The organism is Streptomyces sp. NPDC024687 (genome assembly GCF_055559055.1).
This window is the reverse complement of record NZ_JBVHLJ010000007.1, coordinates 463,312-489,527: the sequence shown is the minus strand read 5'-3', so window position 1 is coordinate 489,527 and position 26,216 is coordinate 463,312. Positions and strand designations below refer to the sequence as shown.

26 protein-coding genes are annotated in these 26,216 nt (G+C 70.8%); 10 read left to right on the top strand and 16 right to left on the bottom strand.

Going from position 1 to position 26,216, the window contains the following annotated elements:
• Nucleotides 1-100: 100 nt before the first annotated feature.
• Nucleotides 101-493, bottom strand: coding sequence for an ankyrin repeat domain-containing protein (locus tag ACZ39I_RS28765; RefSeq protein WP_467247550.1), 393 nt, complete (start codon nt 491-493; stop codon nt 101-103).
• 217 nt (nt 494-710) lie between these two features.
• Here ACZ39I_RS28765 and ACZ39I_RS28760 point away from each other — a divergent pair, with 217 nt between their 5' ends.
• On the top strand, nt 711-905 hold the full coding sequence (locus tag ACZ39I_RS28760) for a hypothetical protein (RefSeq protein ID WP_007380617.1): 195 nt from the start codon (nt 711-713) through the stop codon (nt 903-905).
• Between the two features lie 40 nt (nt 906-945).
• Nucleotides 946-2,568, top strand: a complete 1,623-nt coding sequence (locus ACZ39I_RS28755) for a P-loop NTPase family protein (RefSeq protein WP_467247549.1) — start codon at nt 946-948, stop codon at nt 2,566-2,568.
• 55 nt (nt 2,569-2,623) lie between these two features.
• Here the strand turns inward: ACZ39I_RS28755 and ACZ39I_RS28750 are convergent, their stop codons facing one another.
• Nucleotides 2,624-4,123, bottom strand: a complete 1,500-nt coding sequence (locus ACZ39I_RS28750) for an SCO1417 family PLP biosynthesis transcription factor (protein ID WP_467247548.1) — start codon at nt 4,121-4,123, stop codon at nt 2,624-2,626.
• A gap of 99 nt (nt 4,124-4,222) precedes the next feature.
• On the opposite strand from ACZ39I_RS28750, the gene yczE reads away from it, so the two are divergent.
• The 4 genes from yczE to ACZ39I_RS28730 all read left to right on the top strand — a co-directional run bounded on the left by yczE (nt 4,223) and on the right by ACZ39I_RS28730 (nt 7,694).
• A complete protein-coding gene (gene yczE, locus ACZ39I_RS28745; protein ID WP_467247546.1) occupies nt 4,223-4,876 on the top strand; it encodes a membrane protein YczE in 654 nt (217 codons plus the stop codon).
• A complete protein-coding gene (locus ACZ39I_RS28740) occupies nt 4,873-5,640 on the top strand; it encodes a glycerophosphodiester phosphodiesterase (protein WP_467247544.1) in 768 nt (255 codons plus the stop codon). Before yczE ends, ACZ39I_RS28740 begins: the two co-directional genes overlap by 4 nt.
• A gap of 66 nt (nt 5,641-5,706) precedes the next feature.
• Nucleotides 5,707-7,053, top strand: coding sequence for an MFS transporter (locus ACZ39I_RS28735; protein ID WP_467247543.1), 1,347 nt, complete (start codon nt 5,707-5,709; stop codon nt 7,051-7,053).
• 266 nt (nt 7,054-7,319) lie between these two features.
• Nucleotides 7,320-7,694, top strand: a complete 375-nt coding sequence (locus ACZ39I_RS28730) for an RNA polymerase-binding protein RbpA (RefSeq protein WP_009187548.1) — start codon at nt 7,320-7,322, stop codon at nt 7,692-7,694.
• A gap of 86 nt (nt 7,695-7,780) precedes the next feature.
• Here ACZ39I_RS28730 and fxsA read toward each other — a convergent pair whose 3' ends face one another.
• The 4 genes from fxsA to ACZ39I_RS28710 all read right to left on the bottom strand — a co-directional run bounded on the left by fxsA (nt 7,781) and on the right by ACZ39I_RS28710 (nt 11,927).
• On the bottom strand, nt 7,781-8,347 hold the full coding sequence (fxsA, locus tag ACZ39I_RS28725; RefSeq protein WP_467247541.1) for an FxsA family membrane protein: 567 nt from the start codon (nt 8,345-8,347) through the stop codon (nt 7,781-7,783).
• A gap of 72 nt (nt 8,348-8,419) precedes the next feature.
• The gene (locus ACZ39I_RS28720; protein WP_467247539.1) at nt 8,420-9,214 is read right to left on the bottom strand and encodes a polyprenol monophosphomannose synthase; all 795 of its coding nucleotides are present in this window, start codon (nt 9,212-9,214) and stop codon (nt 8,420-8,422) included.
• A gap of 567 nt (nt 9,215-9,781) precedes the next feature.
• Nucleotides 9,782-11,368, bottom strand: a complete 1,587-nt coding sequence (locus ACZ39I_RS28715; protein WP_467247537.1) for an amidohydrolase — start codon at nt 11,366-11,368, stop codon at nt 9,782-9,784.
• 118 nt (nt 11,369-11,486) lie between these two features.
• Nucleotides 11,487-11,927, bottom strand: coding sequence for an Lrp/AsnC family transcriptional regulator (locus tag ACZ39I_RS28710; RefSeq protein WP_451477928.1), 441 nt, complete (start codon nt 11,925-11,927; stop codon nt 11,487-11,489).
• Nucleotides 11,928-12,195: 268 nt separating this feature from the next.
• On the opposite strand from ACZ39I_RS28710, the gene ACZ39I_RS28705 reads away from it, so the two are divergent.
• Nucleotides 12,196-12,630 (top strand): hypothetical protein, encoded by a 435-nt coding sequence (locus ACZ39I_RS28705; protein WP_467247535.1) that lies wholly within the window; start codon nt 12,196-12,198, stop codon nt 12,628-12,630.
• A 410-nt stretch (nt 12,631-13,040) separates the two neighbouring features.
• On the opposite strand, the gene ACZ39I_RS28700 is transcribed toward ACZ39I_RS28705, so the two are convergent.
• Complete coding sequence (locus tag ACZ39I_RS28700; RefSeq protein WP_467247534.1) at nt 13,041-14,213, bottom strand: acyl-CoA dehydrogenase; 1,173 nt, start codon at nt 14,211-14,213, stop codon at nt 13,041-13,043.
• A gap of 343 nt (nt 14,214-14,556) precedes the next feature.
• On the opposite strand from ACZ39I_RS28700, the gene ACZ39I_RS28695 reads away from it, so the two are divergent.
• Nucleotides 14,557-15,789, top strand: coding sequence for a glycoside hydrolase family 18 protein (locus ACZ39I_RS28695; RefSeq protein ID WP_467247533.1), 1,233 nt, complete (start codon nt 14,557-14,559; stop codon nt 15,787-15,789).
• A 75-nt stretch (nt 15,790-15,864) separates the two neighbouring features.
• Here the strand turns inward: ACZ39I_RS28695 and ACZ39I_RS28690 are convergent, their stop codons facing one another.
• From ACZ39I_RS28690 to ACZ39I_RS28680, 3 genes are all read right to left on the bottom strand, one after another.
• A complete protein-coding gene (locus tag ACZ39I_RS28690) occupies nt 15,865-16,527 on the bottom strand; it encodes a TetR/AcrR family transcriptional regulator (RefSeq protein WP_352389920.1) in 663 nt (220 codons plus the stop codon).
• 65 nt (nt 16,528-16,592) lie between these two features.
• A complete protein-coding gene (locus tag ACZ39I_RS28685; protein WP_467247532.1) occupies nt 16,593-16,733 on the bottom strand; it encodes an SCO1431 family membrane protein in 141 nt (46 codons plus the stop codon).
• A 127-nt stretch (nt 16,734-16,860) separates the two neighbouring features.
• Complete coding sequence (locus ACZ39I_RS28680) at nt 16,861-18,222, bottom strand: peptidase C39 family protein (protein ID WP_467247530.1); 1,362 nt, start codon at nt 18,220-18,222, stop codon at nt 16,861-16,863.
• A 234-nt stretch (nt 18,223-18,456) separates the two neighbouring features.
• Here ACZ39I_RS28680 and ACZ39I_RS28675 point away from each other — a divergent pair, with 234 nt between their 5' ends.
• Together ACZ39I_RS28675 and ACZ39I_RS28670 are read left to right on the top strand one after the other, a co-directional pair.
• A complete protein-coding gene (locus tag ACZ39I_RS28675) occupies nt 18,457-19,077 on the top strand; it encodes a uridine kinase family protein (RefSeq protein WP_467247608.1) in 621 nt (206 codons plus the stop codon).
• A 431-nt stretch (nt 19,078-19,508) separates the two neighbouring features.
• Nucleotides 19,509-21,374 carry an AAA family ATPase gene (locus ACZ39I_RS28670; protein ID WP_467247529.1) on the top strand — a complete coding sequence of 622 codons (1,866 nt, stop codon included), beginning with the start codon at nt 19,509-19,511 and terminating at the stop codon, nt 21,372-21,374.
• A gap of 70 nt (nt 21,375-21,444) precedes the next feature.
• Here ACZ39I_RS28670 and ACZ39I_RS28665 read toward each other — a convergent pair whose 3' ends face one another.
• From ACZ39I_RS28665 to ribH, 6 genes are all read right to left on the bottom strand, one after another.
• Nucleotides 21,445-22,521, bottom strand: coding sequence for a hemolysin family protein (locus tag ACZ39I_RS28665; RefSeq protein ID WP_467247527.1), 1,077 nt, complete (start codon nt 22,519-22,521; stop codon nt 21,445-21,447).
• Entirely contained in the window at nt 22,518-23,852 is a 1,335-nt protein-coding gene (locus ACZ39I_RS28660; RefSeq protein WP_467247525.1) for a hemolysin family protein, read from the bottom strand. Before ACZ39I_RS28660 ends, ACZ39I_RS28665 begins: the two co-directional genes overlap by 4 nt.
• Before the next feature lie 191 nt (nt 23,853-24,043).
• Nucleotides 24,044-24,502 (bottom strand): PH domain-containing protein, encoded by a 459-nt coding sequence (locus tag ACZ39I_RS28655; RefSeq protein ID WP_467247523.1) that lies wholly within the window; start codon nt 24,500-24,502, stop codon nt 24,044-24,046.
• 14 nt (nt 24,503-24,516) lie between these two features.
• Nucleotides 24,517-25,374: an ATP phosphoribosyltransferase gene (gene hisG, locus ACZ39I_RS28650; RefSeq protein WP_352389927.1), complete on the bottom strand. Its 858-nt coding sequence runs from the start codon at nt 25,372-25,374 to the stop codon at nt 24,517-24,519.
• 44 nt (nt 25,375-25,418) lie between these two features.
• Nucleotides 25,419-25,691, bottom strand: coding sequence for a phosphoribosyl-ATP diphosphatase (locus tag ACZ39I_RS28645; protein WP_020117406.1), 273 nt, complete (start codon nt 25,689-25,691; stop codon nt 25,419-25,421).
• 34 nt (nt 25,692-25,725) lie between these two features.
• Nucleotides 25,726-26,211, bottom strand: coding sequence for a 6,7-dimethyl-8-ribityllumazine synthase (gene ribH, locus ACZ39I_RS28640; RefSeq protein WP_389819867.1), 486 nt, complete (start codon nt 26,209-26,211; stop codon nt 25,726-25,728).
• Nucleotides 26,212-26,216: the final 5 nt, after the last annotated feature.

The window sequence follows — 26,216 nt, the reverse complement described above, 5'->3', positions numbered from 1 at the left end:
GTCATGATGACTCGGCACTTCCATCTGCCGCGACCGAAATTTCGGCGGCCTTGTACCGCCTCCCCCGTTGTGAGTGTTTTCGCTGGTCAGATCATGCGGATCAGTGTGCGGCGAACAGTTCGAGCAGTTCGGTCCGGCCGAACATCCGGGCGGTGTCGAGGGCCGAGGGGGTGCCGTCGGCCGGATCGGCGCCGCCCTCCAGCAGGGCCTTGATGACGTCCGCGGAGCCCTTGAAGACGGCTCCGGCGAGCGGCGTCTGCCCCCGGTCGTTGACCCCGCCGGCCGCCGCCCCGCGGGCGACGAGCGCGCGCACCGCGTCCGCGTGACCGTGGTAGGCGGCGAGCATCACGAGCGAGTCCCCGCGGTCGTTGGTGAGGCCCACCGGAACACCCGCGTCGACGTACGCCACCAGCGCCTCGGTCTGCCCCTGCCGGGCCAGATCGAAGATCTTGGTCGCCAGCTCCACGACCTCCGGGTCGGGGGCTTCAGTCATCGGCCGGACCGCCTCTCATACAACCGTTCAGGTGAATCGCAAGGGTACTGGCTCGCGCGGCAGATGACCCGAAGTGCCGGAGGTAAAGATCACCACAGCTCCGCCAACTCAGTGAAATCGCGCAAAATTCATTCATTTGCACCTTTTGTCGTATGGATACATGCTGTGATGCTGGAAGTACTCATGGTGACTGTCCCCACGAACCAGGAGCACCGCAATGATCCTCTCCATCTCCGGTGTCGTACTGCTCGGCATCGTCGTCTTCATCTTCTTCCGCAAGGACGGACTCAAGGCGTCACACGCCCTGATCTCGGCGTTGTTCGGCTTCTACCTGGCAAGCACGGCCATCGCCCCGAGCATCAAGGCCGGCGGCGAGAGCCTGGCGAGCCTCCTCGGCGGCATCAAGTTCTGACGCCGCCCCTCCCGTCCGTACGCACCTCCAGGAGACAGCAGTGGCCCGCCGCCCCCTCCCCCGCATCCTGAGCACAGGCAGCGCCCAGATCGCCCGGAGCCGGGAGCTGGCCCGGACGGCGGCCGACAGCGCCACCGACGTCCTCCACCCGCTGATCACGATCACCCGCGGGCTGCGCCGGCTGGCCTCGGCCGGGCGGCGCAGGTGGGCTGACACCCCCAAGGACAGGCGTGGAGCGCTGCTGTTCCTGGTGGCGTCGGTGGTCCTGGTCGTGGCGCTCGTTCCGTACGGTCCGCTGCTCGCCGTCATCAGCCTGATGGCGGCGGCAGCCTGGCAGGGCCGGGACCACAGGCCGTCGGAGCCGGAAGGGCCGGACGAGACGCAGACACAGCGGCTGCAGTCGCTGTACGAAGCGCTCGTCCCGTACTTCTCGGCGGCCGAGGACCCGGCCCCGCTCTACACGCACGGCGGCGAGTGGGAGAAGGCCTTCCCCGCGTACGACTTCGACGGCACCGGCCGCATCACCCACCTGCTGATCCGCTACCCGGCGTACTTCACCGACGGCGAGGCCGAGTCCCGGGCCCGCATCGAGCACTTGCTGCACGCCAAGTCGGGCCGCGGCCGCGAGTACCACTTCACCTGGGACGAGGAGGGCAACGAACTCACAGTCACCGTCCTCGCCCCGCTGCCCACCGACATCGCCGCCCAGCGTTTCGTCACCACCCCGGGCGAGACGGTCCTCGGCTTCACCGACCCCACCCAGGTCCAGCGCACGCTTCCGCTCGGCTACGGCGACGGGCAGCGCGACGTCCCGCCGGTGGTCTGGCGCACCGGGATCCGCTCCACCGAGCCGCACCTGCTGGTCATGGGCCAGCCGGGCAGCGGCACCTCCACCCTGCTGCGTTCCGTCGCGCTCCAGGCCCTCCAGTACGGCGATGTCGTCATCATCGAGGGTGGCGGCACCGGCGAGTACGCGTGCCTGACCGGGCGGGACGGCGTCCTCGCGGTCGAGTGCGGGCTCGCGGGGGCGCTGGCGAGCCTGGAGTGGGCGGCGACCGAGACGGAGCGCCGTCTGATCGCGGCCAACCGTGCCCGGCAGGCGGGCCACCCGCCGCCCGAGGACGCCAAGCGTCCCCTGTGGATCCTCCTCGACCGTCCGAGCGCCTTCACCCACCTGGCCGCCGCGGACGGCCGCAAGGATCCGCAGTCCCTGCTCCAGGTCCCCCTGCGGCACGGGCGCGCGGCGAACGTCACGGTGGTGGTGGCCGACCAGTTCGACAGCGCGGAGGCGCTGAGCGAGCCGGTACGGCAGCACACGCGCGCGCGTGTCGTGCTGGGCCCTGCGACGCCGGACCAGTTGGAGGCCTTCCTCGGAGCGCCTCCGCACACGACCCCGGTGACCGACGTTCCGCCCGGCCGCGGTTACGCCCGCCTCGGGTCGGGCCCGGTCCATCGCCTCCAGGTGCCGGCGACTCCGGATCCCTACGACGACGCGACGAGCGAGGCGGACCGGCAGGCGGTGCTGGCGTTGCTGCCGGCACGGACGACTCCGGCGGACGCGGAGACGGTTCCCTCGGAAACGGAAGCGGAGGCGGTCCCCTCGGGAACGGAGGCAGTCCCTTCGGGAGCGGAGCCGGAAGCGGTGGCCGCGGAAGCGCCGTAGCCCTCAGCGATGCTCGTGCGGCTGCGGGTGCGTGGCGGCTGGTCGCACAGCGCTGTCAGGCCACGAACGTACGCGGCGCCTCCCCGCCCCCGGACCCTCCGCTCTCCACCACCCGGGCCGCCGCGGCCAGCCGCGCCGCGGCCTCGTCGGCCACCGCTCCTCCGACGGTGAACGGCAGTCGCACATAGCCCTCGAAGGCCCCGTCGACCCCGAACCGCGGCCCGGACGGCACCCGTACGCCCACCCGCTCGCCGACCTCCGCCAGCCGGGAGCCGGACAACCCCCCGGCCTTCACCCACAGCGTCAGGCCGCCCTGCGGCACCTCGAACTCCCAGGACGGCAGTTCCCTGCGCATCGCGGCCACCAGCGCGTCCCGGTTCTCCCGGGCCTGACCTCGCCGCAGCTCGACCGCCTGCTCCCATCCCCCGGTGCTGAACAGCCAGTTCACGGCCAGCTGTTCGAGGACCGGCGTCCCGAGGTCGGCGTAGGCCCGCGCGGCGACCAGGCTGCGGATCACGTCCGGTGCCCCCCGGACCCACCCGATCCGCATTCCCGCCCAGAACGCCTTGCTGGCGGAGCCGACGGTGACCACGGTGGAGCCGGCCGGGTCGAAGGCGCACACCTGCCGTGGCATCGAGACGTCGTCGTCCAGCCAGAGCTCGGTCATCGTCTCGTCCGCCACCAGCACGGTCCCCGCGGACCGCGCCGCGTCCACCAGCTGCCGCCGCTGGTCCTCGTCGGCCAGCGCACCGGTCGGGTTGTGGAAGTCGGCGACGACATAGGCGATCCGGGGCGCCGCGTCCCGCAGGACCTGTCGCCAGCGGTCGATGTCCCAGCCGGTCAGCCCCTCCGCCATCGCGACGGGCACGAGCCGGGCGCCCGCCTCCCGCATCAGCTGAAGGATGTTCGCGTACGACGGCGACTCGACCGCGATCCGCTCCCCCCGGCCCCCGAACAGATGACAGATCGCGTCGATCGCGCCCATCGCGCCGGTCGTGACCATGATCTGCTCGGGCATCGTGGGGATCCCGCGCGCCGTGTACCGCTCGGCGATCATCGCGCGCAGAGCGGGCAGACCCGCCGGGTAGTCCCCGTGCGTGTGGGCGTACGGCGGCAGCTCCTCCAGGGCGCCCTGCACCGCACGGGTCAGCCACGGCTCGGGCGCCGGCAGTGCCGCGCAGCCCAGGTCGATCATCGAACCGAGGGCTTCGGGCGGGAGGGGTTCGAGCCCGCGGGCGGGGAGCGGGTTCCCGGCCGGTACGGCCGTCCAGCTGCCCGCGCCGCGCCGGGACTCCAGGAATCCCTCGGCCCGCAGCGCCTCGTAGGCCGCCGCCACGGTCGTACGGCTGACGGACAGGGAGAGGGCCAGCTCACGTTCCGCGGGCAGGCGTGCGGCCACCGGGACCCGGCCTTCCAGGACCAGCAGGCGGATGCCGTCGGCGAGTGCGCGGTAGGCCGGCGGGCGGCGCGTGCCGGGGCCCGCGGGACGGTCCTGCTGGGAGTTGAGCAGCCGGGCGAGCTGCGCCGCGCCCACCGCCGAGGTCCACTGCGCCACTGAAATCAGTCCACCTTCCCCGAATTGGCCATGGATGGCGTGTCATCCCAAGCCACAGGGTGTCATGCATCAGGCCACTACCACCACAGGGGGACCACCTTGTCCACGCAGAGCCGTCCGGTACGACGGTTGATCCAGCTGTACGTCGGACTCGCCCTCTACGGGGCCAGCTCCGCGCTGCTCGTCGAGGCGAGCCTGGGCCTGGAGCCCTGGGGCGTGCTGCACCAGGGCCTCGCCGAACTCACCGGGGTGTCGATCGGTGTCGTGTCGATCGTCGTGGGCGCGGCGGTGCTGCTCCTGTGGATCCCGCTGCGCCAGCGGCCGGGTCTCGGCACGGTCTCCAACGTCTTCGTGGTCGGCATCGCCATGGACGCGACCCTCACCGCGGTCCCCGACGTGCACGGTCTCGCCGTACGGATCCCGCTCATGCTGGCCGCGATCGTGCTCAACGGTGTGGCCACCGGTCTCTATATCGCCGCCAGCTTCGGCCCGGGCCCGAGGGACGGCCTGATGACCGGGCTGCACCGGCGGACCGGTCGCTCCATCCGGCTGATGCGGACCGCCGTCGAAGTGGCCGTCGTGGTCACGGGATTCGTGCTCGGCGGCACCATCGGCGTCGGGACCCTCCTCTACGCGGTGTCCATCGGCCCGCTCGCCCAGGTCTTCCTGCGCATGTTCGCCGTTCCCCGGGCATCCGACGGCAGCACGGTCGTTGCCACCGGGCAACCGCGGGGAGCGATACTGCGTCCGTGACCCCGCGGATACGCCACCCCTATCTGGACCATCCCGGCCCCATCCCCTTCGCCCACCGGGGCGGGGCGGCGGACGGCCTGGAGAACACCGCGTTCCAGTTCCGGCGGGCGGTCGAGGCGGGCTACCGGTACCTGGAGACCGACGTCCACGCGACCGCGGACGGCAAGCTGGTCGCCTTCCACGACGCGACGCTGGACCGGGTGACCGACGGGGCGGGCCGGATAGCGGACCTGCGCTGGGCCGAGGTGCGGCACGCGCGGGTGGCGGGCAAGGAACCGGTGCCGCTCCTCGAGGAGCTCCTGGAGACCTTCCCCGAGGCGCGCTGGAACGTCGACCTCAAGGACGAGCCGGCCCTGCGGCCCCTCCTGGACCTCATCGAGCGCACCGGCACCTGGGACCGGATCTGCGTCGGCTCCTTCTCCGAGGCGCGGGTGATGCGCGCCCAACGGCTCGCCGGACCCCGCCTGGCGACGTCCTACGGCACCCGGGGTGTGCTCAACCTGCGGCTGCGCTCGTGGGGCGTCCCGGCGGCCCTGCGCCGCTCCGCGGTCGCCGCCCAGGTGCCCGAGGCCCAGTCCGGCATCCAGGTGGTCGACCACCGCTTCGTGCGCGCCGCCCACGCGCGTGGGCTCCACGTGCACGTGTGGACCATCAACGAGCCCGAGCGCATGCACCGGCTCCTGGACCTGGGAGTCGATGGCATCATGACCGATCACATCGAAACACTGCGCAAGGTCATGGAGGACCGCGGCGTGTGGGTCTGACCCCTGTCCGACCCGCCCGTTCCCCGGCCCGCGCACGGCACCTTTCACGGGGAAGCGAGGGCACGGGTGGGCACCGACACCGTGCGGGCGGGCGCGGCGGACGAGGCCGCCGACCGGCGGCGTGAACAACGCGGCTGGTACTTCTACGACTGGGCGTGCTCCGTCTACTCGACGAGCGTGCTCACCGTGTTCCTGGGCCCCTATCTGACCTCGGTCGCCAAGCACGCGGCGGACGCGGACGGGTACGTCCACCCGCTGGGCATCCCGGTGCGTGCCGGTTCCTTCTTCGCGTACTCGGTGTCCCTGTCGGTGATCGTGGCCGTGCTGGTGATGCCCTTGGTGGGTGCCGCCGCCGACCGCGGCGGTCGTAAGAAGCCCTTCCTGGCGGCCGCCGCCTACACCGGTGCCGCCGCCACGACCGGCATGTTCTTCCTCGGCGGCGACCGCTATCTGCTCGGCGGTGTCCTGCTGGTCGTCGCGAACGCGGCGCAGGCCGTGGGGACGATGCTCTACAACTCCTACCTCCCGCAGATCGCCCCGCCCGAGGAGCGCGACGCCGTCTCCTCCAAGGGCTGGGCCTTCGGTTACGCGGCGGGCGCCCTGGTGCTGGTGGCGAACCTGGTTCTCTACACGGGCCACGACTCCTTCGGCCTCTCCGAGAGCGCCGCGGTCCGCATCTGTCTGGCCTCGGCCGGGCTGTGGTGGGGCGCCTTCGCGCTGATTCCGCTACGACGGCTGCGCGACCGGAGTTCCCCGGCGAAGGAGTCGACGGCCCCGGGCCTGCGGCAGCTGACCGCCACCGTCCGCGACATGCGCCGCCATCCGCTCACGCTCGCCTTCCTGCTGGCGTACCTGATCTACAACGACGGCATCCAGACCGTGATCTCCCAGGCGTCGGTCTACGGCTCCGAGGAACTGGGGCTCGGGCAGTCGACACTCATCACGGCCGTGCTCCTGGTCCAGGTACTCGCGGTGGCGGGGGCGCTGGCGCTCGGCCGGCTCGCCCGGGCCTACGGGGCCAAGCGCACGATCCTCGGCTCGCTGGTGGCCTGGGCGGTGGTCCTGGGGGCCGGCTTCTTCCTGCCCGCCGGCGCGCCCGGATGGTTCTTCGTCCTGGCCGCCTGCATCGGGCTCGTCCTCGGCGGCAGCCAGGCCCTGTCCCGCTCCCTGTTCTCCCACCTCGTCCCGCCCGGCAAGGAGGCCGAATACTTCTCGGCGTACGAGATGAGCGACCGCGGGATGAGCTGGCTGGGCCCGCTGCTGTTCGGGATCACCTACCAGCTGACGGGAAGTTATCGGGACGCGATCATCTCGCTGGTGGCCTTCTTCGTCATCGGATTCGCCCTGCTCGCACGGGTCCCGGTGCGGCAGGCGATCAGCGACGCGGGCAATCCCGTGCCCGAAAGGATTTAGCGTTCAACACGAAAGCGCTGTAGTGTACGCGTTTGGCCTGCCAGGCGTACCGTTACTGCGCGTCAAAGATGCCAAACGGTGTGTGACATCTGCCAGCAGATGTGACAAACCGGGCGCTGGTGGGTACAACAAGGGGCGGCTACGACGGCGACGCAATGCCCGGGACGGGACCCGGAACGGGAATCTTTACCGCCGACCGGACGTTGACCGGATGACGACGACAGCGACACCTGTCCTGTGGGCGACAAGCCCGGGAGGCACGATTCATGAGTGAGCGAGCTCTTCGCGGCACGCGCCTCGTGGTGACCAGCTACGAGACGGACCGCGGCATCGACCTGGCCCCGCGCCAGGCCGTGGAGTACGCATGCGAGAAGGGGCATCGCTTCGAGATGCCCTTCTCGGTCGAGGCGGAGATCCCGCCGGAGTGGGAGTGCAAGGTCTGCGGGGCCCCAGCACTCCTCGTGGACGGCGACGGCCCTGAAGAGAAGAAGGCCAAGCCCGCGCGTACACATTGGGACATGCTGATGGAGCGACGCACCCGAGAGGAACTCGAAGAGGTCCTCGAGGAGCGTCTGGCGGTTCTGCGTTCCGGCGCGATGAACATCGCTGTTCATCCCCGGGACAGCCGCAAGTCGGCCTGAGCGGGAACAAGAGCGCATACAAGTAACCGCGGGCGCGGTACGTGACTCACGTACCGCGCCCGCGGTTTGTGCTGTTCCGCTTCGGCTCAGCGAGTGAGCGGCGGGCGCGGTTCCTGCGGGGTGTCGCCGCCCGGCTCGTCCCGGACGATCACCTCGCCCTGGACCACCTTGCCGTCCGGGCGCTGCATACGGGCCTGCTGGAACGCGTCCCCGAGGGTGCCGGGGGCGGCGGCGCGGATCTTGCGGTCGAAGGTGCGCTCGGCGTACCGCCCGACGGCCTTCTGGACCGGTGGGATCAGCAGGAGCAGCCCCACCACGTCGGAGAGCAGGCCGGGGATCATCAGCAGCAGGCCGCCCAGCATCATCAGGCCGTTGCCACCGCTGCCGGAGCTCGACGGGGCACCGCCCCGCTGGATCGCCTCGTTCAGGTTCTGGAAGGCGCGGCGGCCGGCCCGCTTGATGACCACCGACCCCAGCACGAAGCCGGCGACCAGCAGCAGGAACACCGCGAACCCGCTCGCCGCGCCCGCGACCACGGTCAGCAGCCAGATCTCCAGCACCAGCCACGCCGCGACGCCCAGCGGCAGAACGGTGCGCATACGGGAGCGGCGGGGGCGGGCGGGGTACGCGGGGGTCGGAGCGCCTGTCGTCATACGTCCAGTGTGCCTGGGCGCGGCTCAGCACGGCATAAGGGGACGATCAGCCGAGCCTGTGGGGCCGTAGGGCTACGGCTGTGCGCGCTTTGCCCGGGCTGCGATCCTGCCGACCCGCTCCCCCACGCCCCAGGTGGTGACCCGCCACAGGGCCTCCACGAGGATGTCGCGGCTCATCTTGGAGTCGCCGAGTTCACGCTCGACGAAGGTGATCGGCACCTCCACGACGTGGTAACCGGCCTTGACGGCGCGGCGGGCGAGGTCGACCTGGAAGCAGTAGCCCTGGGAGGCGACGTCGTCGAGGCCGAGGCCTTCGAGGGTCTCGCGTCGGAAGGCGCGGTAGCCGCCCGTGATGTCACGCAGGGGAAGGTCGAGGGCGACGCGCGAGTAGAGGCTGCCGCCGCGGGAGATGATCTCGCGGGACCTGGGCCAGTTCACGACCCGGCCGCCGGGCACCCAGCGGGAGCCGAGGACCAGGTCGGCGCTCTTGAGGGCGGTGAGCAGGCGGGGCAGTTCCTCGGGCTGGTGGGAACCGTCGGCGTCCATCTCGACCAGGACGCCGTAGTCGTGCTCCAGGCCCCAGTGGAAGCCCGCGAGGTAGGCGGCGCCGAGGCCCTCCTTGCCCTTGCGGTGCAGGACGTGGACCTGGTCGTCCTCGACGGCCAGTTCGTCGGCGAGCTTGCCGGTGCCGTCGGGGCTGTTGTCGTCGGCCACGAGGACGTGCGCCTCCGGGACGGCCTTGCGCACCCGGCGGACAATGGCCTTGATGTTCTCCGCCTCGTTGTAGGTCGGAATGATCACCAACGCCGTGCCGAGCGGGCCGAATCGCCTCTCCTGGCCCGTGTGGGTCCCGTCACCGTCGTTCACCGCTGCCCCTTCGAGTCAATACGCAGGCGTCCACCATAGTGCGCACGGCCTGCGATGACGCGACAAGGCGTTCGTATGCTGGTGTCGTTTCCACAAGATCGGGGTAAGAATACAGTTTTCGGCCGACCCGGCCGAATGTCCCCCCTAGCCGAATGTCCGCCCTCGCTGCGGATGGGGGCCCGGCGCCCTTCGGGCCGACCTGGGGCCCGCTGGCTGCGGGTCGACCGAAAGCCGTTGTCTACTGAACGCCCGGGCCCCACCCGGGTCACACCTCCCCGGCCGGACGGAACGTTCCCTCGACGTGGCGCGAGCGCTGAGCCTGGCTCCCAGTGGCGGTGTTCCGGTGCGGCACACCGTCCCTGACCCAGCGGCGCTGCGACGACTGGGCGGAGGTTCCCCGGTCGGGCGTCCGGTGGTGGACCCGGCCGAACCTACCGGCCTCCTGCCGTCGGCTGTCAACAGCCGTGCGACCTGCGCATCTTCAGGCAACGCCCTGGTCAGGGCCGAGGATGCGCAGGTCGCACGACAGCGGGGCGGCGGGCGATCGGTACCGCGCCACCCCGGAGATCACTCGCCCGGCCGTACGAAGACCGTCCGTCCGCCGACCACGGTGCGCAGGCAGACGGGCAGGTCACGGCCCGGCGTCAGATCGGGCAGGCCGGGGGTGCCGGAGCGGGGGTCGGTGGACCAGCGGGCGACTCGGTCGTCGGGGGCCTGGACCACCAGTTCGCCGGTGCGCCACACGGCGTAGTCGGCGGGGGCGCCGGGCACCAGGACGCCCGCGTCGTCCCGGCCGACCGCCCGCCAGCCGCCGCGGGTGTGCGCGGTGAAGGCGGCGCGCACGGAGACGCGGTGCTCGGGTGTGCGGTGGAAGGCTGCCGCGCGGACCGTGCCCCACGGGTCGAGGGGGGTGACGGGGCTGTCGGAGCCGAAGGCGAGCGGGACGCCGGCGCGCAGGAGGGCCGCGAAGGGGTTCAGGCGGCCCGCCCGCTCCCGGCCCAGGCGCCGGGCGTACATCCCGTCCTCGCCGCCCCACAGGGCGTCGAAGGCGGGCTGGACGGACGCGGTGAGGCCGAGTTCGGCGAAGGCGGCGACTGCCTCGGGGGTGAGCATCTCGGCGTGCTCGACGCGGTGCCGGGCGGCGCGGACGCGGGCGAGGCCGAGTTTCTCCGCCACGGCGCGGACGCCTTCGACCACCGCGGTCACCGCCGCGTCGCCGATCGCGTGGAAGCCGGCCTGGAGGCCCGCCTCGGTGCAGGCCACGACATGGGCGGCCACGTCGGCGGCGTCCAGGTAGGTGAGACCGGTGTGGTCGGCGTCGGCGTACGGCTCGTGCAGGCACGCGGTGTGGGAGCCGAGGGCGCCGTCGACGAAGAGGTCTCCGGCGGCGCCGAGCGCGCCGAGTTCGCGTGCCTTGTCGACATCCTGCTCAGCCCAGTAGCCGACCACACTCGGGCCCGGCTCCTCGCTCGCGAGCCGCAGCAACCCGGTGAAGTCGTCCTCGGAGGAGATCTCGGGGCCTGCGCATTCGTGAAGGGTGCCGATGCCGAGCGAGGCGGCGTGGGCGAGGGCGGCGCGCTGCGCTTCCGTGCGCTGGGCCGAAGAGACGGAGCCGAGCGCCGTCGAGCGGACGGTGTGGTGGGCGTCGGCCGTGAGGGGGCCGTCCACCGCTCCCAGGGACGTCATGTCGAGGAGGGCGGTCGTCACCACCGCCGAATGGACGTCGATACGGCTCAGGTAGAGAGGGCGGCCACCTGCGGCCTCGTCGAGTTCCGCGCGGGTGGGAGGGCGGCCGTCGGGCCAGCGGGAGGCGTCCCAGCCGTGGCCGAGGAGGACGTGGTCGTCCGGGCGGGCGGCCGTGAACTCCCGTACGCGACGCAGGGCCGCGTCCAGGGAGGGGGCGTCGGAGAGGTCGAGGCCGGTGAGGGCCAGGCCGGTGGCCGTGGTGTGCACATGTGCGTCGGTGAACGCGGGGGTGACCAGAGCGCCGTCCAGGTCCACGACTTCGTCGACACCGTCCGCGAAGGCGTCGGCGGCGCCTTCGGAACCGACCCAGGCCACCTGTCCACGTTCGACGACCATCGCGGTGGCGAAAGGGTCGGCGGGGCTGTGGACCTCGCCGCGGCGGAGGAGGACGGTCTTCGGTTCACTCATGGGGAACAGTTTTGCAGGGGGTTCGGGCCGTAGGCGGTGCGGGTCGCCTTTCGGGGGTCGGTGCGTTGTGGCTGGTCGCGCAGTTCCCCGCACCCCCGAAAAGGGCGGCCCAGCCCCGTCAGATCCTCGGCGGCCTTGCCTCGTACGGGGTCGAAAGGACCACCGTGGTACGCGTGGAGACCCCTGCCAGTGACCTCACCCTCGCCAGCAGCTCCTCCAGCTCGTGCGGCGTCGCCACCCGCACCTTGAGGATGTAGTTCTCGTCGCCCGCCACGCTGTGGCACGCCTCGATCTCGGGGACGCCGGCCAGCCGGTCCGCGATGTCGTCGGGGGCGCTGGGGTCGAACGGTTTCACCGAGATGAACGCGGTCATGGGCAGGCCCACCGCCTCGGAGTCGACCACCGCGGCGTACCCGCGGATGACACCTCGCTGCTCCAGCCGCCGCACCCGCTGGTGCACGGCCGAGGTGGACAGGCCCGTGGCCTTGCCCAGGTCCGTGTAACTCATCCGCCCGTCCTTGACGAGCAGCTGCACGATTTGTCGGTCCAGCTCCTCCATGGCGCAAGAACCTACAGTGCGGCTGATCTCCTCGGATACCTGAGCGCCCCAGGTCATGCCCGGTTCGTGATGTGACCGAGGGGCGCCTGTGAGTCGCCTGAGGGACAAAGCGACCGCCTCGGGCATCTGCGAGCGGCATGTGACGAAGGCCACACCGCTGCGAGAGCCTCCGTGATGTCCGCGTGATTACCGCCATGGCGGGACGGGAAGTGCTTGCTGTGGTCGAGGCCGCAGCGCCTTCACGGCCCAGTCCGAGGGGGAGAACCCAATGCAGAGTCTTCAGCGTCCTGGTCGCACCGCGCCCAAGCGCCTCCAGGCGGTTGTCGAGTTCGAGCCGGAGGGCGTCGAACCGGACGCCCTCGACGAGGAGTTCGACGCGTACGACACCTTCGAGATGTACCGGGTGATCTGCCCGGACTGCGCGCAGCCCATCGCCCTGCTGGCGGACGAGGAGGTCCTGCCGGAGCACGCGCTGTGCGCCTCGCCGTGGAACCCGTTCGGCCTCACGGTCTGTGCCGGTACGGGCCGCAAGGCCGCCGAGGCCCGGTCCGCGGACGAGTCGGCGGAGCCCCAGGAACAGGACACCGCCCTGCTGTTGACGCTCCCTCAGGGGCTCGACTGGCGGACCCAGCCGTTCTCACACATCGCCGGCCCGGGTTCGCGCCCCATGCGCGTGCCGGTGCTGCGCCGCCAGGCCGCCTGAGCCGCCTCTTCCGATCCCCGTAGCTGCCCTGCACCACGGCCCGCAGGCTGCCGTGGTGCGGGTTCAGCGTGTCCCGAATCTCTCTGGATCGGCGGTTGCCTGACGGTACGTCAGGCCACTGTGACTGCCCTCGCGTTCGGCCGGACGTCCGTGAACTCACGCTCGATTGCGGACACCGTGACCCGACCGCCGACTTCCGCGTTGCCCCGGTATGACCCGTACGTATGCACCGGTCGCAGAATCGGCTCCGTCGGCACCGTCCGCCTTTCGCCCGGCCCCGCCGCCGCTCCAGGACCCGCCCATCTACCGTGACCTGCTGCGCACCTGGGCGAGCGGCGGCCGCACGCTGCCCGGGCGCCACGATCCGGAGTGGGTACGGCTCGCGGCGCCGCAGGTCAGGCCGGGGCAGTTCAGCGCGTCTCCGGACCCGCTAGGTGACGGGCGATGACCATCCGCTGGATCTGGTTGGTGCCCTCGACGATCTGCAGGACCTTGGCCTCGCGCATGTACCGCTCGGCCGGGAAGTCCGCGGTGTACCCATAGCCGCCGAGGACCTGGACGGCATCGGTGGTGACCTTCATCGCGGTGTCGGTGCAGTGCAGTTTCGCCATGGCCGCCTGCTTGGCGAAGGGCCGCCCGGCGTCACGCAGCCGCGCCGCCGCGAGGTAGAGGGCGCGGCCCGCCTCGATCTGGGTCGCCATGTCGGCGAGCATGAAGCGCAACCCCTGGAAGTCGGCGATCGGCCGCCCGAACTGCTGTCGCCCGGTCGCATAGCCGACCGCCTCGTCGAGGCCCGCCTGGGCCACTCCGATCGCGCAGGCCGCGATGCCGAGCCGTCCCGAGTCGAGCGCGGACAGTGCGATCGCGAAGCCCTGCCCCTCGTCGCCGATGCGCCGTCCGTCCGGGACGCGCACCCCGTCGAAGTGCACCTGGGCGGTGGGCGAGCCCTTCATGCCCATCTTCTTCTCCGGCACCGCGGCGCTCACGCCCTCCGCGTCGGCGGGCACCAGGAAGGCGGTGATCCCGCGCGGCCCTTCCTCGCCGGTGCGCGCCATGACGGTGTAGAAGTCGGCGACCCCGCCGTGGGTGATCCATGCCTTGGTGCCGGTGATCACCCACTCGTCGCCGTCCCGGACCGCTCGGGTGCGCAGCGAGGCCGCGTCCGAGCCGGACGAGGGCTCGGAGAGGCAGTAGGCGCCGAGCAGTCCGCCGCCGAGCATCGCGGGCAGGTGCTCGACCTGCTGCTCCTTGGTGCCGTAGGTGGCGAGCGCGTAGGAGGCGAGGGTGTGCACGCTGACACCGAGGCCGACGGTGAGGCGAGCGGCGGCGAGCTCTTCGAGGACCTGGAGGTAGACCTCGTACGGCTGGTCGGCGCCGCCGTGTTCCGAGGCGTAGGGCAGACCGAGCAGGCCGGTGCGGGAGAGCAGGGTGAAGACCTCGCGAGGGAAATGCCCGGCGTCCTCCTCCTCGGCCGCCTTGGGGGCGATCTCGTGCTGCGCGATGTCGCGGACGAGCGAGATCAGATCCCGGGCCTCGTCCGTGGGCAGTTGCCGGTCCACCGGCTGCGGGGCGCGGTCGGGCATGGCGACGCTCTCCTCCCTGTAGGGCGCTGGCGGGCGCACGCCGTGGGGTGGGGCGGCTCCGCCGGTCTCACTGGACGCCTGGTCGCTGCTCGCGTCTCCCGGGTCACGGAAGCTGCTGACCAGCGGCTGCGCCCTGTGAGTATGCCCGAAAGGAGACACCCGGTCACTGGTTAACGACCGCTTACTTCAAGATAGCCCAGCCCGCCGACAACCGACCTCGAATCGACCCGGGATTGGTCCGAACCATTGACGAGGTGGTCTAGTCCTCCTACTGTTCCGGCAGCGCTTCACCGCGTTCATGCCAATCGGCTGGCGTTCCCCTCTCCCCCACGAGGAGACACCGATGCACCTTCCCCACCGCGTCCGCTTCCGGGCGCTGATCTCCGCCGCGTGCTGCGCGGTCCTCGGCGCGGGCCTGCTCGCCGGCGCGAGCAGCGCGACAGCGACCCCCGAGGCTCCCCACACGAAGGCCGCCGGCTCCAAGGTCGTCGGCTACTTCACCGAATGGGGCACCTACGACCGCAAGTACTACGTCAAGAACATCGAGACCTCCGGCTCGGCGGCGAGGCTGACCCACATCAACTACGCCTTCGGCAACGTCACCGGCGGCAAGTGCGCGATGGGCGACGCCTACGCCGCGACCGACCGGACCTACACGGCGGCCGAGTCCGTGGACGGGGTCGCGGACACCTGGGACCAGCCGCTGCGGGGCAACTTCAACCAGCTGCGCGAGCTGAAGAAGAAGCACCCGGGCCTGAAGGTCATCTGGTCGTTCGGCGGCTGGACCTGGTCGAGCGGCTTCGGCGAGGCCGCCCGCAACCCCGCCGCGTTCGCGCAGTCCTGCTACGACCTGGTCGAGAACTCCAAGTGGGCCGATGTCTTCGACGGCATCGACATCGACTGGGAGTACCCGAACGCCTGCGGCAACACCTGTGACACCAGCGGCAGGGAGGCGTTCAAGAACCTGATGGCGGCGCTGCGTTCGAAGTTCGGCAGCGGCTCGCTGGTCACCGCCGCGATCACCGCGGACGCCACGGCCGGCGGCAAGATCGACGCGGCGAACTACGCGGGCGCCGCCCAGTACGTCGACTGGTACAACCCGATGACGTACGACTACTTCGGCGCCTGGGACGCCTCAGGACCGACGGCCCCGCACTCGCCGCTGAACTCCTACTCCGGCATCCCAAAGGCGGGGTACTACACCTCGGCGACCATCGCCAAGCTCAAGGGCCTTGGCATGCCGGCCTCCAAACTGCTGCTCGGCATCGGCTTCTACGGCCGCGGCTGGACCGGCGTGACCCAGTCGGCGCCTGGCGGCACCGCGACCGGCCCGGCGGCGGGCACCTACGAGCAGGGCATCGACGACTACAAGGTGCTCAAGGCCAAGTGCCCGGCGACGGGGACGGTCGGTGGCACCGCGTACGCCAAGTGCGGGAACAACTGGTGGAGTTACGACACCCCCGCGACCATCGGCACGAAGATGACGTACAAGAACCAGCAGGGCCTGGGCGGCACCTTCTTCTGGGAGCTGAGCGGGGACACCTCGGGCGGCGAACTGATCAAGGCGATCAGCTAGCCGGGACCAGGTCGTGAACCGACCGGTCCCACGGGGGACTTGGGGCAGGGGACCACGAGCCTCCGCCCCTTGCCGTCAGCCGTCCCGGCGAGCGGGCTCGGGCGCCGGGTGGGCGGGGTCCAGCTCCTCGATGGCGCGCATCGAGGCGCCGAGCGTCTTCACGAGGAGGGAGCACAGGGTGTCGCGGGAGAGCTGGGGCGGGCGGTCGATCCAGTCGAGTGTGGCGCCCTCCACACTGCACACCCAGGCGAGCAGACCCATGCGGGCCAGCGGGGAGATGTCGGTACGGCCGTATGCCCCTTCGGCGATGGTCGCGACGATCGCCTCGCGCACCCCGTCCCGGATGGCGTGCACCTCGGCGTCGAAACCGACACCGCCGCTGACGACGGTGCGGTAGGCCGCCTGGTTGTGTTCGGCGTAGCGCAGATAGCTGTCCAGGGTGCGCTGGACGCGGTCCACCTGCTCCATCTCCAGACCGCTCGCCGCGTAGGTGACCAGGTCGGCGACGGAGTCCTGGATGATCGCCAGGTAGTAGCCCCGCTTGGACTGGAAGTAGTAGTAGATCAGGCCCTTGGCGACATGCGCCTGCTTGGCGATGTCGTCCATGGAGAGCGCGTCGTAGGACGTGTCCGCGAACAACTTCCGCCCGATGGCGATGAGTTCGGCGCGGCGCGCGACCGAGCGCTCGGTGCCGCGAGCCCGCGGCCGGGCGGCTTCACGCTGCTCACTGATATTCACGTTTCGACCCTGGTCTCGGGCGGCGGCGGGACATCCGCAGTATGTCAGGTCACCTATGTGTCAGGTCACAGGAGACCGAGCTGCGTGACAAGCATCGCGATCACCGCGACCAGGGCCCAGCCCGCGATGTGTTCGACGATCTTCGGGCCGTCGTCCTGGGGGCCGCCGGTACGGGTGCGGGCGGCGGCGGCTGACTGTGCGGTCATGGAATCTCGCTGATCTCGGGCGACTGGGTGGATCCCCCCACCGATCCGTCCACTTTGCCACCGGCAGCGGCTTTTGCGGCAGAGACCTTGGTCACAGGGCCCCGGTCGCCCGGGGCCCTGATCGTTCTCAGCGGACGCCCACCGCCGCGAGGACCTTGCGCTGGCGCGGGGTCGGACAGGCGGGGAAGTACAGGTAGCAGACGCCTCCGGTGCCGGAGACGACCTTGCCACTGGCGTTGTACCGCTTGGTACGCAGCCAGATGTTCTCCCACTCGCGCCGCTTGTAGACGCGCCGCACCGCCTCGTCGCTCGGCGAGGCCGGGTCGTTGGCGATCACATCACCCTCGGCGGTGAAGCCGATGACGGTCATGAGGTGGCCGGAGGTGCCGTAGCCGGCCCCGGTGAGCTCCTCCTTCAGGAACGACTGGGACGTTATGGCCGGGATGCCGGCCGCGATCAGGGTCTCCAGGTCGGTGAGCGAGCCCAGCCGGGTCACCACCCCCTGGAGATCCTTGAAGGTGGCCGCGTAGGCGGCGTTGAACGGCCAGTTGCCGCAGCCCGCGTACTGGTAGTCGTAGGTGTACCGGGCCGCGTGGCAGACCTGCGGGTCGGCGTACGACGGGTCGACCCAGGCCAGCTGCTCCCTGGTGAGCCGGCCGCCCCAGTACTCGATGATCATCTGTGAGGAGGTGGGGCTGCACCAGGCCTCGCCGCCGTTGTCGTACTCCGGGTACTGGCCCTTGTGGATCTCCTGCGAGTAGCGCGGGACGATCAGTTCCTTGGCGAGACCGGGCGCGGAGGCCGGGACGGTGAAGCGGTCCGGGACGTCCGAGCCCATCGCGCCGAGCCGCCAGACGGTCGGCGTGTTCTTCGCGCCGGGCTTGCGGTACAGGGTCAGCCGCAGCCGGTACGAGGACAGCCGCAGCCCGGTCGACGGGTCGTCGATCGCGAAGGTGTCCGTCCAGATCGTGCTCCTGCCGTCGGTCTGGTCGTCGACCGAGGTGCGCTTGATGTCCCCGTCGCCGGCCGCCCAGCGGCCCATCACGTACCAGGGGGTGGCCGTGCCGTCGGAGTACGTCCCCTGGAGCTCGATCTGGATCCAGGTGCCGGCCGGGGTGTGGGCGTTCCAGGAGGCGATCACCTCGGTCGAGGGCACGGTGAGCCGGTGGACCGGGGCGGTCCAGGTCGCGTACTCCCAGGTGGCGGTGGTCCCGGTGTGCGGGTCGGTGTATTCGGTGGTGCCCGTGGGGGCGCCGATCACGAGGCCGGGGCGTTTGCCGGCGACGGCACGGGTGCCTTCGGCGGTGCCGCTGCGCCAGTCGCTGTAGGTGGTCCAGGCGTGGTTGTCGACCGGGCGGGCGGCGGTGTCGCCGGGCTCCACGACGGCCTCGGTCTCGGCGGCGGTCGCGGGGCCCGCGCCGCCTGCCACCGCGGCGGCGACCGCGACGGCCAGAACGGTTCTGCGGGACGGCTGTTCGGCTCTGCTCATGGGTGGGAAGACCCCCAGGTGTCCGCGTCGGGGCGGGTCCAATGCACGGTTGTGCGCCCACTATGGATGAGGCGGCATGCTCCTGCCAGCACTTCCGCCCATGCCACGCCCACAAATATTGGTCTCGTCCACTGGCATGACCTGGGAAGCTGCGGTTCCGGCGGCGATCACAGGCCCCTCACTAGACTGGACGGGCCCGACCGCCCATCCGTATGAGCACCTCAGGAACTTCTCATCCGCTTCCTCGCCTCCCGGCTCCGCCGGCTGCCCCCGTCCTGCGGCCCGGTCCGTCTGATCGGCGTCGACGGACACGCCGGTTCCGGAAAGTCCACGTTCGCCGGGCAGTTGGCCGAGGCGCTCGACGGCGCTCCGGTGCTGCACCTCGACGACATCGCGAGCCACGACGAACTGTTCGACTGGACCGGGCGGCTGCTGCGCGAGGTGATCGCTCCGCTCGGCCGAGGCGAGACCGCGCACTACGCGCCCTACGACTGGCACGCCCGCCGCTTCGGACCGTCCCGCGCCCTGCCGCCCGCGCCGGTGATCCTGGTGGAGGGGGTCGGCGCGGGACGGCGCGCGCTGCGGCCGCACCTGGCGCGACTGCTGTGGATGGAGCTGCCGAGCGAGGAGTCCTGGGCGCGCGGCCGCTCCCGGGACGGGACGGAGCTGCGGGAGTTCTGGGACCAGTGGGTCCTGGCGGAACAACGGCATTTCGCCGAAGACCCATCCCGCCCCTTCGCCGACCTCTTGGTACAGCAGTGCCAGAAGGGATACGAGATCACCGAAGGGCCCGGTGGGACCGTTGGACCGGACCGCAATGTCACGCAGAGTGACGGTCCAGCGGCGATGTGTTGAACCTGTGAAGACCCGCCGGTAGGAACTTGCCTGAGTCGCCCAACTCCGCTTGACCGAGGGGCCGTACAGGTCTTACGTTCTCAATGTGCGGCCGTTAAAACGCCGCCCGCAGACGCGAAGCCCCCGGTTGTTCCCCCGTGATCGGGGGCTTCGTTCTGCCCTCACACGGATTTCCGGACGCCGTGAGGCGCGAATCGCTCACCCTCGGTCACCACTCGTGGTGCGCCTCATCTGCTCCCACCTCGCCAAACGGCCTGTGCGGCACCCTACGGCGGGCGGCACCACCGCAGGTACGATGCCCTCGGTGCGACCTACGGACGACTGCTCTGCGCACCGTTGAACTCCGGTCCGCGGCACAGCGGTTGACGAAGGCGGCCACCGGGCGTCGGCCCGGTGGTGAAACCACGGGGGCACGGTTTGTGGGGGACGTGATGGATTTCGGCACGCAGGGCCCCGAGGCCCCGGCCGAGCTGGCCTGGCTGCGAGGTGTGGACGCCTACACGATGGGCGCCTATCCACAGGCGGAGGAGGAGTTCCGGACCGCGGTGCGGATCGATCCCGGGATGGCCGACGGCTGGCTCGGACTGCACGCGCTGCGCGTCGACACGACGACCGCGCTGCTCCGGATGTTCCGGCACCGCGAGCGTTTCGGCGAACAGCGCGCCCGGCACCGACGCACCCTCAACTCCTGGTACTGGCTGGGCTGGTGGGTGCAACCGGTCCTGGAGAGCCCGCGTGACCTGCTCCTGGCGCACGCCTCGCACTGGCTGGACGGCCGCCATGTTCCCGAGCTCGACCGGGCCCTCGCGGGCCTGCCCCCGGTGGACACCGACCACCAGGTCCGCTTCCTGCACGCCTGCCGTGCCTATCTCGTCAAGGACTGGGAGCAACTGGTCCGGCACACCGACCCGCTGATCGACGACGCCATGCTCGGCATCGAGGCGGGGTTGTTCGGCGGCATGGCCCGGGTCCGCCTGGAGATGTACGGCCAGGCCGAACCCCTGCTCTCGGCGGCCCTGATGCGCTGTCGCAGCGAACAGCCCCAGCGCAAGGAGCTGCGGTACTGGCTGGCCCGGGCGCACGAGGGGACGGGCCGGTCCGCCGCCGCGGTTCCCCTCTACCGGGCCGTGCACCGCGTCGACCCCGCCTTCATGGACACCTCGGCCCGGCTCGCCGCGATCGCCGAGGGCGACGGGTACGACGACTCCGCCGACCTCGCGGCGATCACGCTCACCGGGTTCGGCCAGGACGTGCTGGAGGGGCCCGACGGGATCGACCCACTGTTCGGCGGCGAGGGACGGGAGTTGAAGCTCTCCGGTCCGGAGCCGCCGCCCACGGGTCCGCTGCCCTCGATGTCCGACCCGGCCGGACGCGAGAGGTCCGGCGTGCCGTCGGGGCCGCTGCCCGCGGGGCCCACCGATCCGGTCTTACTGGAGGAGGCGCTCACCGAGCTGGAGCGCATGGTGGGACTGGAGCCCGTGAAGCGCCAGGTCAAGGCCCTGTCCGCGCAGTTGAACATGGCCCGCCTGCGCGCCGGGCAGGGCCTGCCGGTCCAGCCGCCCAAACGTCACTTCGTCTTCTCGGGCCCCTCCGGCACCGGCAAGACCACGGTGGCCCGCATCCTGGGCCGCGTCTTCTACGCCCTCGGCCTGCTCGGCGGCGACCACCTCGTGGAGGCGCAGCGGGCCGATCTGGTCGGGGAGTACCTCGGCCAGACGGCCGTCAAGGCGAACGAACTGATCGACTCGGCCCTCGGCGGGGTGCTCTTCGTCGACGAGGCGTACTCGCTCTCCAACTCCGGTTACGGCAAGGGGGACGCGTACGGCGACGAGGCGCTCCAGGTCCTGCTGAAGCGGGCCGAGGACAACCGGGACCACCTGGTCGTGATCCTGGCGGGTTACCCGGAGGGCATGGACCGTCTGCTGGCCGCGAACCCGGGCTTGTCGTCCCGTTTCACGACCCGGGTGGACTTCCCGTCGTACCGCCCCCTCGAACTCACCTCCATCGGCGAGGTGCTGGCGGCGGACAACGGCGACATCTGGGACGAGGAGGCGCTGGACGAGCTGCGCTCCATCGCCGGGCATGTGGTGGACCAGGGGTGGATCGACGAGCTGGGCAACGGGCGGTTCCTGCGGACGCTCTACGAAAAGAGCTGCGCGTATCGGGATCTGCGGTTGTCCGTGTACCCGGGGACGTTGACCCGGGACGACTTGTCGACCTTGCGGCTGCCGGACCTGATGCAGGCGTACGGAGAGGTCCTGTCGGGGCGGGGGCCGCAGGATCCGTCGCCGATGTAGTGCGTCGGCTGCAGGCCGGTGGGGGCTTGTCGCGCAGTTCCCGCGCCCCTGAAAGGCCGCAGCCGACGAATTACGACGCCAGCGCCTCCTCGCTGCTCCGAGGCTCGGTCACCCGGACCTCCGGCAGCTCCCGGTGCGCAGGATCCCGTACCTCGCCGACCAGCAGTTCCAGTACGTCCTCCAGCGCGACCAGCCCCAGCACCTTCCCGGAACCGTCCGCCACCTGGGCGAGGTGAGTCGCCGCCCTGCGCATCACCGTGAGGGCGTCGTCCAGCGGCAGGTCGGACCTGAGCTTCGTCATCGGCCGCCAGATCTGCTGGGGCACCGCCCGCTGCGAGTCCTCCAGGTCCAGTACGTCCTTCACGTGCAGGTACCCCATGAAGGCGCCGTTGTCCGCGGCGACCGGGAAGCGTGAGTACCCGGTGCGGCCGGTGAGCTCGATGATCTGGCCCGGAGTCACCGAGGGGCGCACTATCACCAGGGACTCCCGCTTCAGCAGGACGTCCGTCACCGGGCGCGAGCCCAGTTCCAGCGCGTCCTCCAGGCGTTCCTGTTCCTCGGGGTCCAGCAGGCCCGCCTGGCCGGAGTCCTCCACCAGCCGGTTCAGCTGTTCGCTGGTGAAGACGGCCTCGACCTCGTCCTTGGGCTCGACGTGGAAGAGCCGCAGGATGGCCCGGGCGCAGGCGCCGAGGGCGATGGTGATCGGCTGGCAGAAGCGGGCGAAGTAAACCAGCCCGGGGCTGAGCCACAGCGCGACCTTCTCCGGGGCCGCCATCGCGAGGTTCTTCGGGACCATCTCGCCGATGACGAGGTGGAAGAAGACGACCGCGGCCAGGGCGATCACATAGCCCAGCGGGTGGATCATGCCGTGCGGCATGTGGACCCACTCGAAGACCGGCTCGAGTAGCTGCGCGACCGTCGGTTCGGCGACCGCGCCGAGCGTCAGCGAGCACACCGTGATGCCGAACTGGGCCGCCGCCATCATCTGGGGCAGCCGCTCCAGGCCGTACAGGACCTGGCGGGCGCGTGCCGTGCCGAGCGGTTCGACCTGGCTGCGGCGCACGGAGACCAGCGCGAACTCTGCGCCGACGAAGAAGCCGTTGGCGAGCACGAGCAGGGCGGCGAAGAGGAGTTGGAGCACGCTCATCGGGCGGCCTCCATGACGTTGACCGCGGGGACCGTGCGGACCAGGCGGACCCGCTCGGCACGGTAGTGCCCGACCTGGCGGACGGTGAGCCGCCAGCCGGGCAGTTCGGCCCGGTCGCCGACGGCGGGGATACGGCCGAGCAGGTCGGCGACCAGCCCGGCGACGGTCTCGTACGGCCCCTCGGGCACGTCGAGGCCGATGCGTAGGAGGATGTCGACGCGGCAGCTGCCGTCGGCCTCCCAGGCGAGGCGGCCGTCCTCGGGCGGGGCCGCGGCGAGTTCGGGGACGTCCTGACCGTCGTGCTCGTCGCGGACCTCGCCGACGATCTCCTCGACGATGTCCTCCAGGGTGACCACGCCGGCCGTGCCGCCGTACTCGTCGACGACGACGGCGATGGGCTGCTCGTTGCGCAGCTGGGCGAGGAGGGGCTGGACGGGGAGGGTCTCGGGCACCAGCAGCGCCGGGCGGGCGATGCGGCCGACGGGGGTGCGCAGCCGGTCCTGCACCGGGACCGCCAGGGCGTCCTTGAGGTGGACCATGCCGACGATCTCGTCGATCTTCTCCCGGTAGACCGGGAAGCGGGACAGGCCGGTGGCGCGGGTGAGGTTGACGACGTCCTCGGCGGTGGCCGAGGCCTGGAGGGAGCTGACCTTCACGCGCGGGGTCATGACGTGCTGCGCGGTGAGCTCGGCGAGCGACAGGGTGCGGACGAAGAGGTCCGCGGTGTCCTGTTCCAGGGTGCCGGCCTGGGCCGAGTGGCGGGCCAGGGAGACCAGCTCGCCGGGGGTGCGGGCGGAGGCCAGTTCGTCGGCGGGCTCGATGCCGAGCGCGCGGACGAGACGGTTGGCGACCGCGTTGAGTGCGGCGATCACCGGCCGGAACAGGCGGGCGAAGGCGTGCTGCGGGCCGGCGACGAAGCGGGCGACCTGCATCGGCTTGGACACCGCCCAGTTCTTGGGCACGAGTTCGCCGATCACCATCTGCACGGCGGAGGCCAGCAGCATGCCGACGACGACGGCCACACCGGAGACCGCGCCCCCGGGGATGCCGATGGCCCTGAACGGGCCGTGCAGCAGTTCCGCGAGCGCCGGTTCGGCGAGCATGCCGACGACGAGGGAGGTGATGGTGATGCCGAGCTGGGTGCCGGAGAGCTGGAACGACAGCTCCTTGAGCGACTCGGCGACCCTGCGGGCACGACGGTCGCCTTCCGCGGCGGCCTTCTCGGCGTCCGTGGCCTCGACGGTGACGAGGCCGAACTCGGCCGCCACGAAGAAGCCGTTGGCGAGAATCAGCAGGAACGCCGCTCCGAGGAGCAGCAGGGGGATGGTCATGCCGCCGCCTCGATATCGCGCTCGATATCTCGGGAGGGGGCGGCGCAGGTACTACAGGACGATCCGTCCATCGCTGGAGGGAGTCACTCCTCGGGTAGCAGGAACAACGTGAGGCGGAGACGCAAGGAAAACGCCTCCGCCAACAGATTAATCAAGACAAGGCCCATTGCGGCAGGGTGGAATCCCCCGAGTCAGCCCTGATCTTCGTCGGAGCGGGCTGTGGAGCGGGCCTCGGCGAGCGCCCGCAGGGCCTTCGCGTCGGCGATGGCCTGCTGTTTCGCGATGCCCGGCTGGATGCCGAGCGCGGGCAGGCTGGTGCCGTCGCTGAGATTGAGGAACACCCACGGGTCGCCCGGGCGGAGGTTCACCTGGATGATCTCGGCCCATGCCAGATGCCGCCGGCCGGCGATGTTCTGGACGGTGACACCGGACTCGTCGGCGACGACCTTCACCCTCGCCAGCAGGAACAGCACACCGGCGAGCAGGGCCGCGGTGACGATGAAGCTCAGGCGCTCGCCCGGGCCGAGCTGTTCCAGCAGGAGCGCGATCACCGTGATGGTCACGAAGATCGCGACACCGGCGGTGATCAGCACGGCACGGGTGCGGCCCGGCCGGAAGGTGACGGGAAGTTCGGGAAGTTCGGAGGACATCTGTGATGCGCTCCTCAGAGACGGCAGGCGTGGATCGCCGTCGTCAGGATGGCCCGCGCACCGATGTCGTACAGGTCGTCCATGATCCGCTGCGCCTCCTTGGCGGGGACCATCGCGCGGACGGCGACCCAGCCCTCGTTGTGCAGCGGGGACACGGTCGGGGACTCCAGGCCCGGCGTGAGCGCGACGGCCTTCTCGAGCTGCTCGACACGGCAGTCGTAGTCCATCATCACGTACGTCCGGGCCACGAGGACGCCCTGGAGGCGGCGCAGGAACTGCTGCACCTTCGACTCGGCGGCGTCGTCGGCGTCTGCGCCGGTGCGGCGGATGACGACGGCCTCGGACTTCATGATCGGCTCGCCGAAGACCTCCAGGCCCGCGTTGCGCAGGCTGGTGCCGGTCTCGACGACGTCCGCGATGACCTCGGCGACCCCGAGCTCGATGGCGGTCTCGACGGCGCCGTCGAGGTGGACGACGGAGGCCTCGATGCCGTTGTCGGCGAGGTGCCCCGCGACGATCCCCTCGTACGAGGTGGCAACCGTCTTGCCCTTGAGGTCCTCGACGCCGCTCGCGGTGCCGGGCTTGGACGCGAAGCGGAAGGTGGAGCGGGCGAAGCCGAGCGGGAGGATCTCCTCGGCGTCGGCGCCGGAGTCGACGAGCAGGTCGCGGCCGGTGATGCCGATGTCGAGCTGGCCGGAGGACACGTAGATCGCGATGTCCCGGGGGCGGAGGTAGAAGAACTCCACGTCGTTGACCGGGTCGACGATCCGCAGCTCCTTGGACTCGCGGCGCTGCTGGTAGCCGGCCTCATGCAGCATCTCCCCCGCGGGGCCTGACAGGGAACCCTTGTTGGGGACGGCGATGCGCAGCATGAGGTCGGCTTCCTTTGCTCTGAGGGGTGGTTTCGGCGACTGGCTTACAGGTGGGCGTAGACGTCGTCGAGGGAGATCCCGCGCGCGACCATCATCACCTGGACGTGGTAGAGCAGCTGCGAGATCTCCTCGGCGGCCGCCTCCTTGCCCTCGTACTCGGCGGCCATCCAGACCTCGGCGGCCTCTTCGACGACCTTCTTGCCGATGGCATGGACGCCCTTGCCGACCAGCTCTGCGGTGCGGGACGTGGCGGGATCGCCGTTGGCGGCCTTGTGCTGGAGCTCGGTGAAGAGCTCCTCGAACGTCTTATTGGACATGGTGGCGCCCACTTTACGCGTAAGCCCGCACCACCTAACGCCACGGTTCAGATACTGAGCGGAGGGTGGCCGCCGTGGCCACCGCGGCGGTCACCGCCTCGTGCCCCTTGTCCTCGTGGGAGCCCTCGATGCCCGCGCGGTCCAGGGCCTGCTCCTCGGTGTCGCAGGTGAGGAGGCCGAAGCCGACGGGGACGCCGGTCTCGACCGAGACCTGGGTGAGGCCCTGGGTGACGCCCTGGCACACGTACTCGAAGTGCGGGGTGCCGCCGCGGATGACGACACCGAGGGCGACGATCGCGTCGTAGCCGCGGCCCGCGAGGACCTTGGCGACGACCGGGAGCTCCCAGCTGCCGGGGACCCGGAGCAGGGTCGGCTCGTCGATGCCCAGGTCGTGCAGGGCGCGCAGGGCGCCGTCGACCAGTCCGTCCATCACCTTCTCGTGCCACTGCGCCGCGATGACGGCGACCCGAAGGTCACCCACGTTGCGTACGGACAGCTCCGGTGCACCCTTGCCGCTCACGTTCT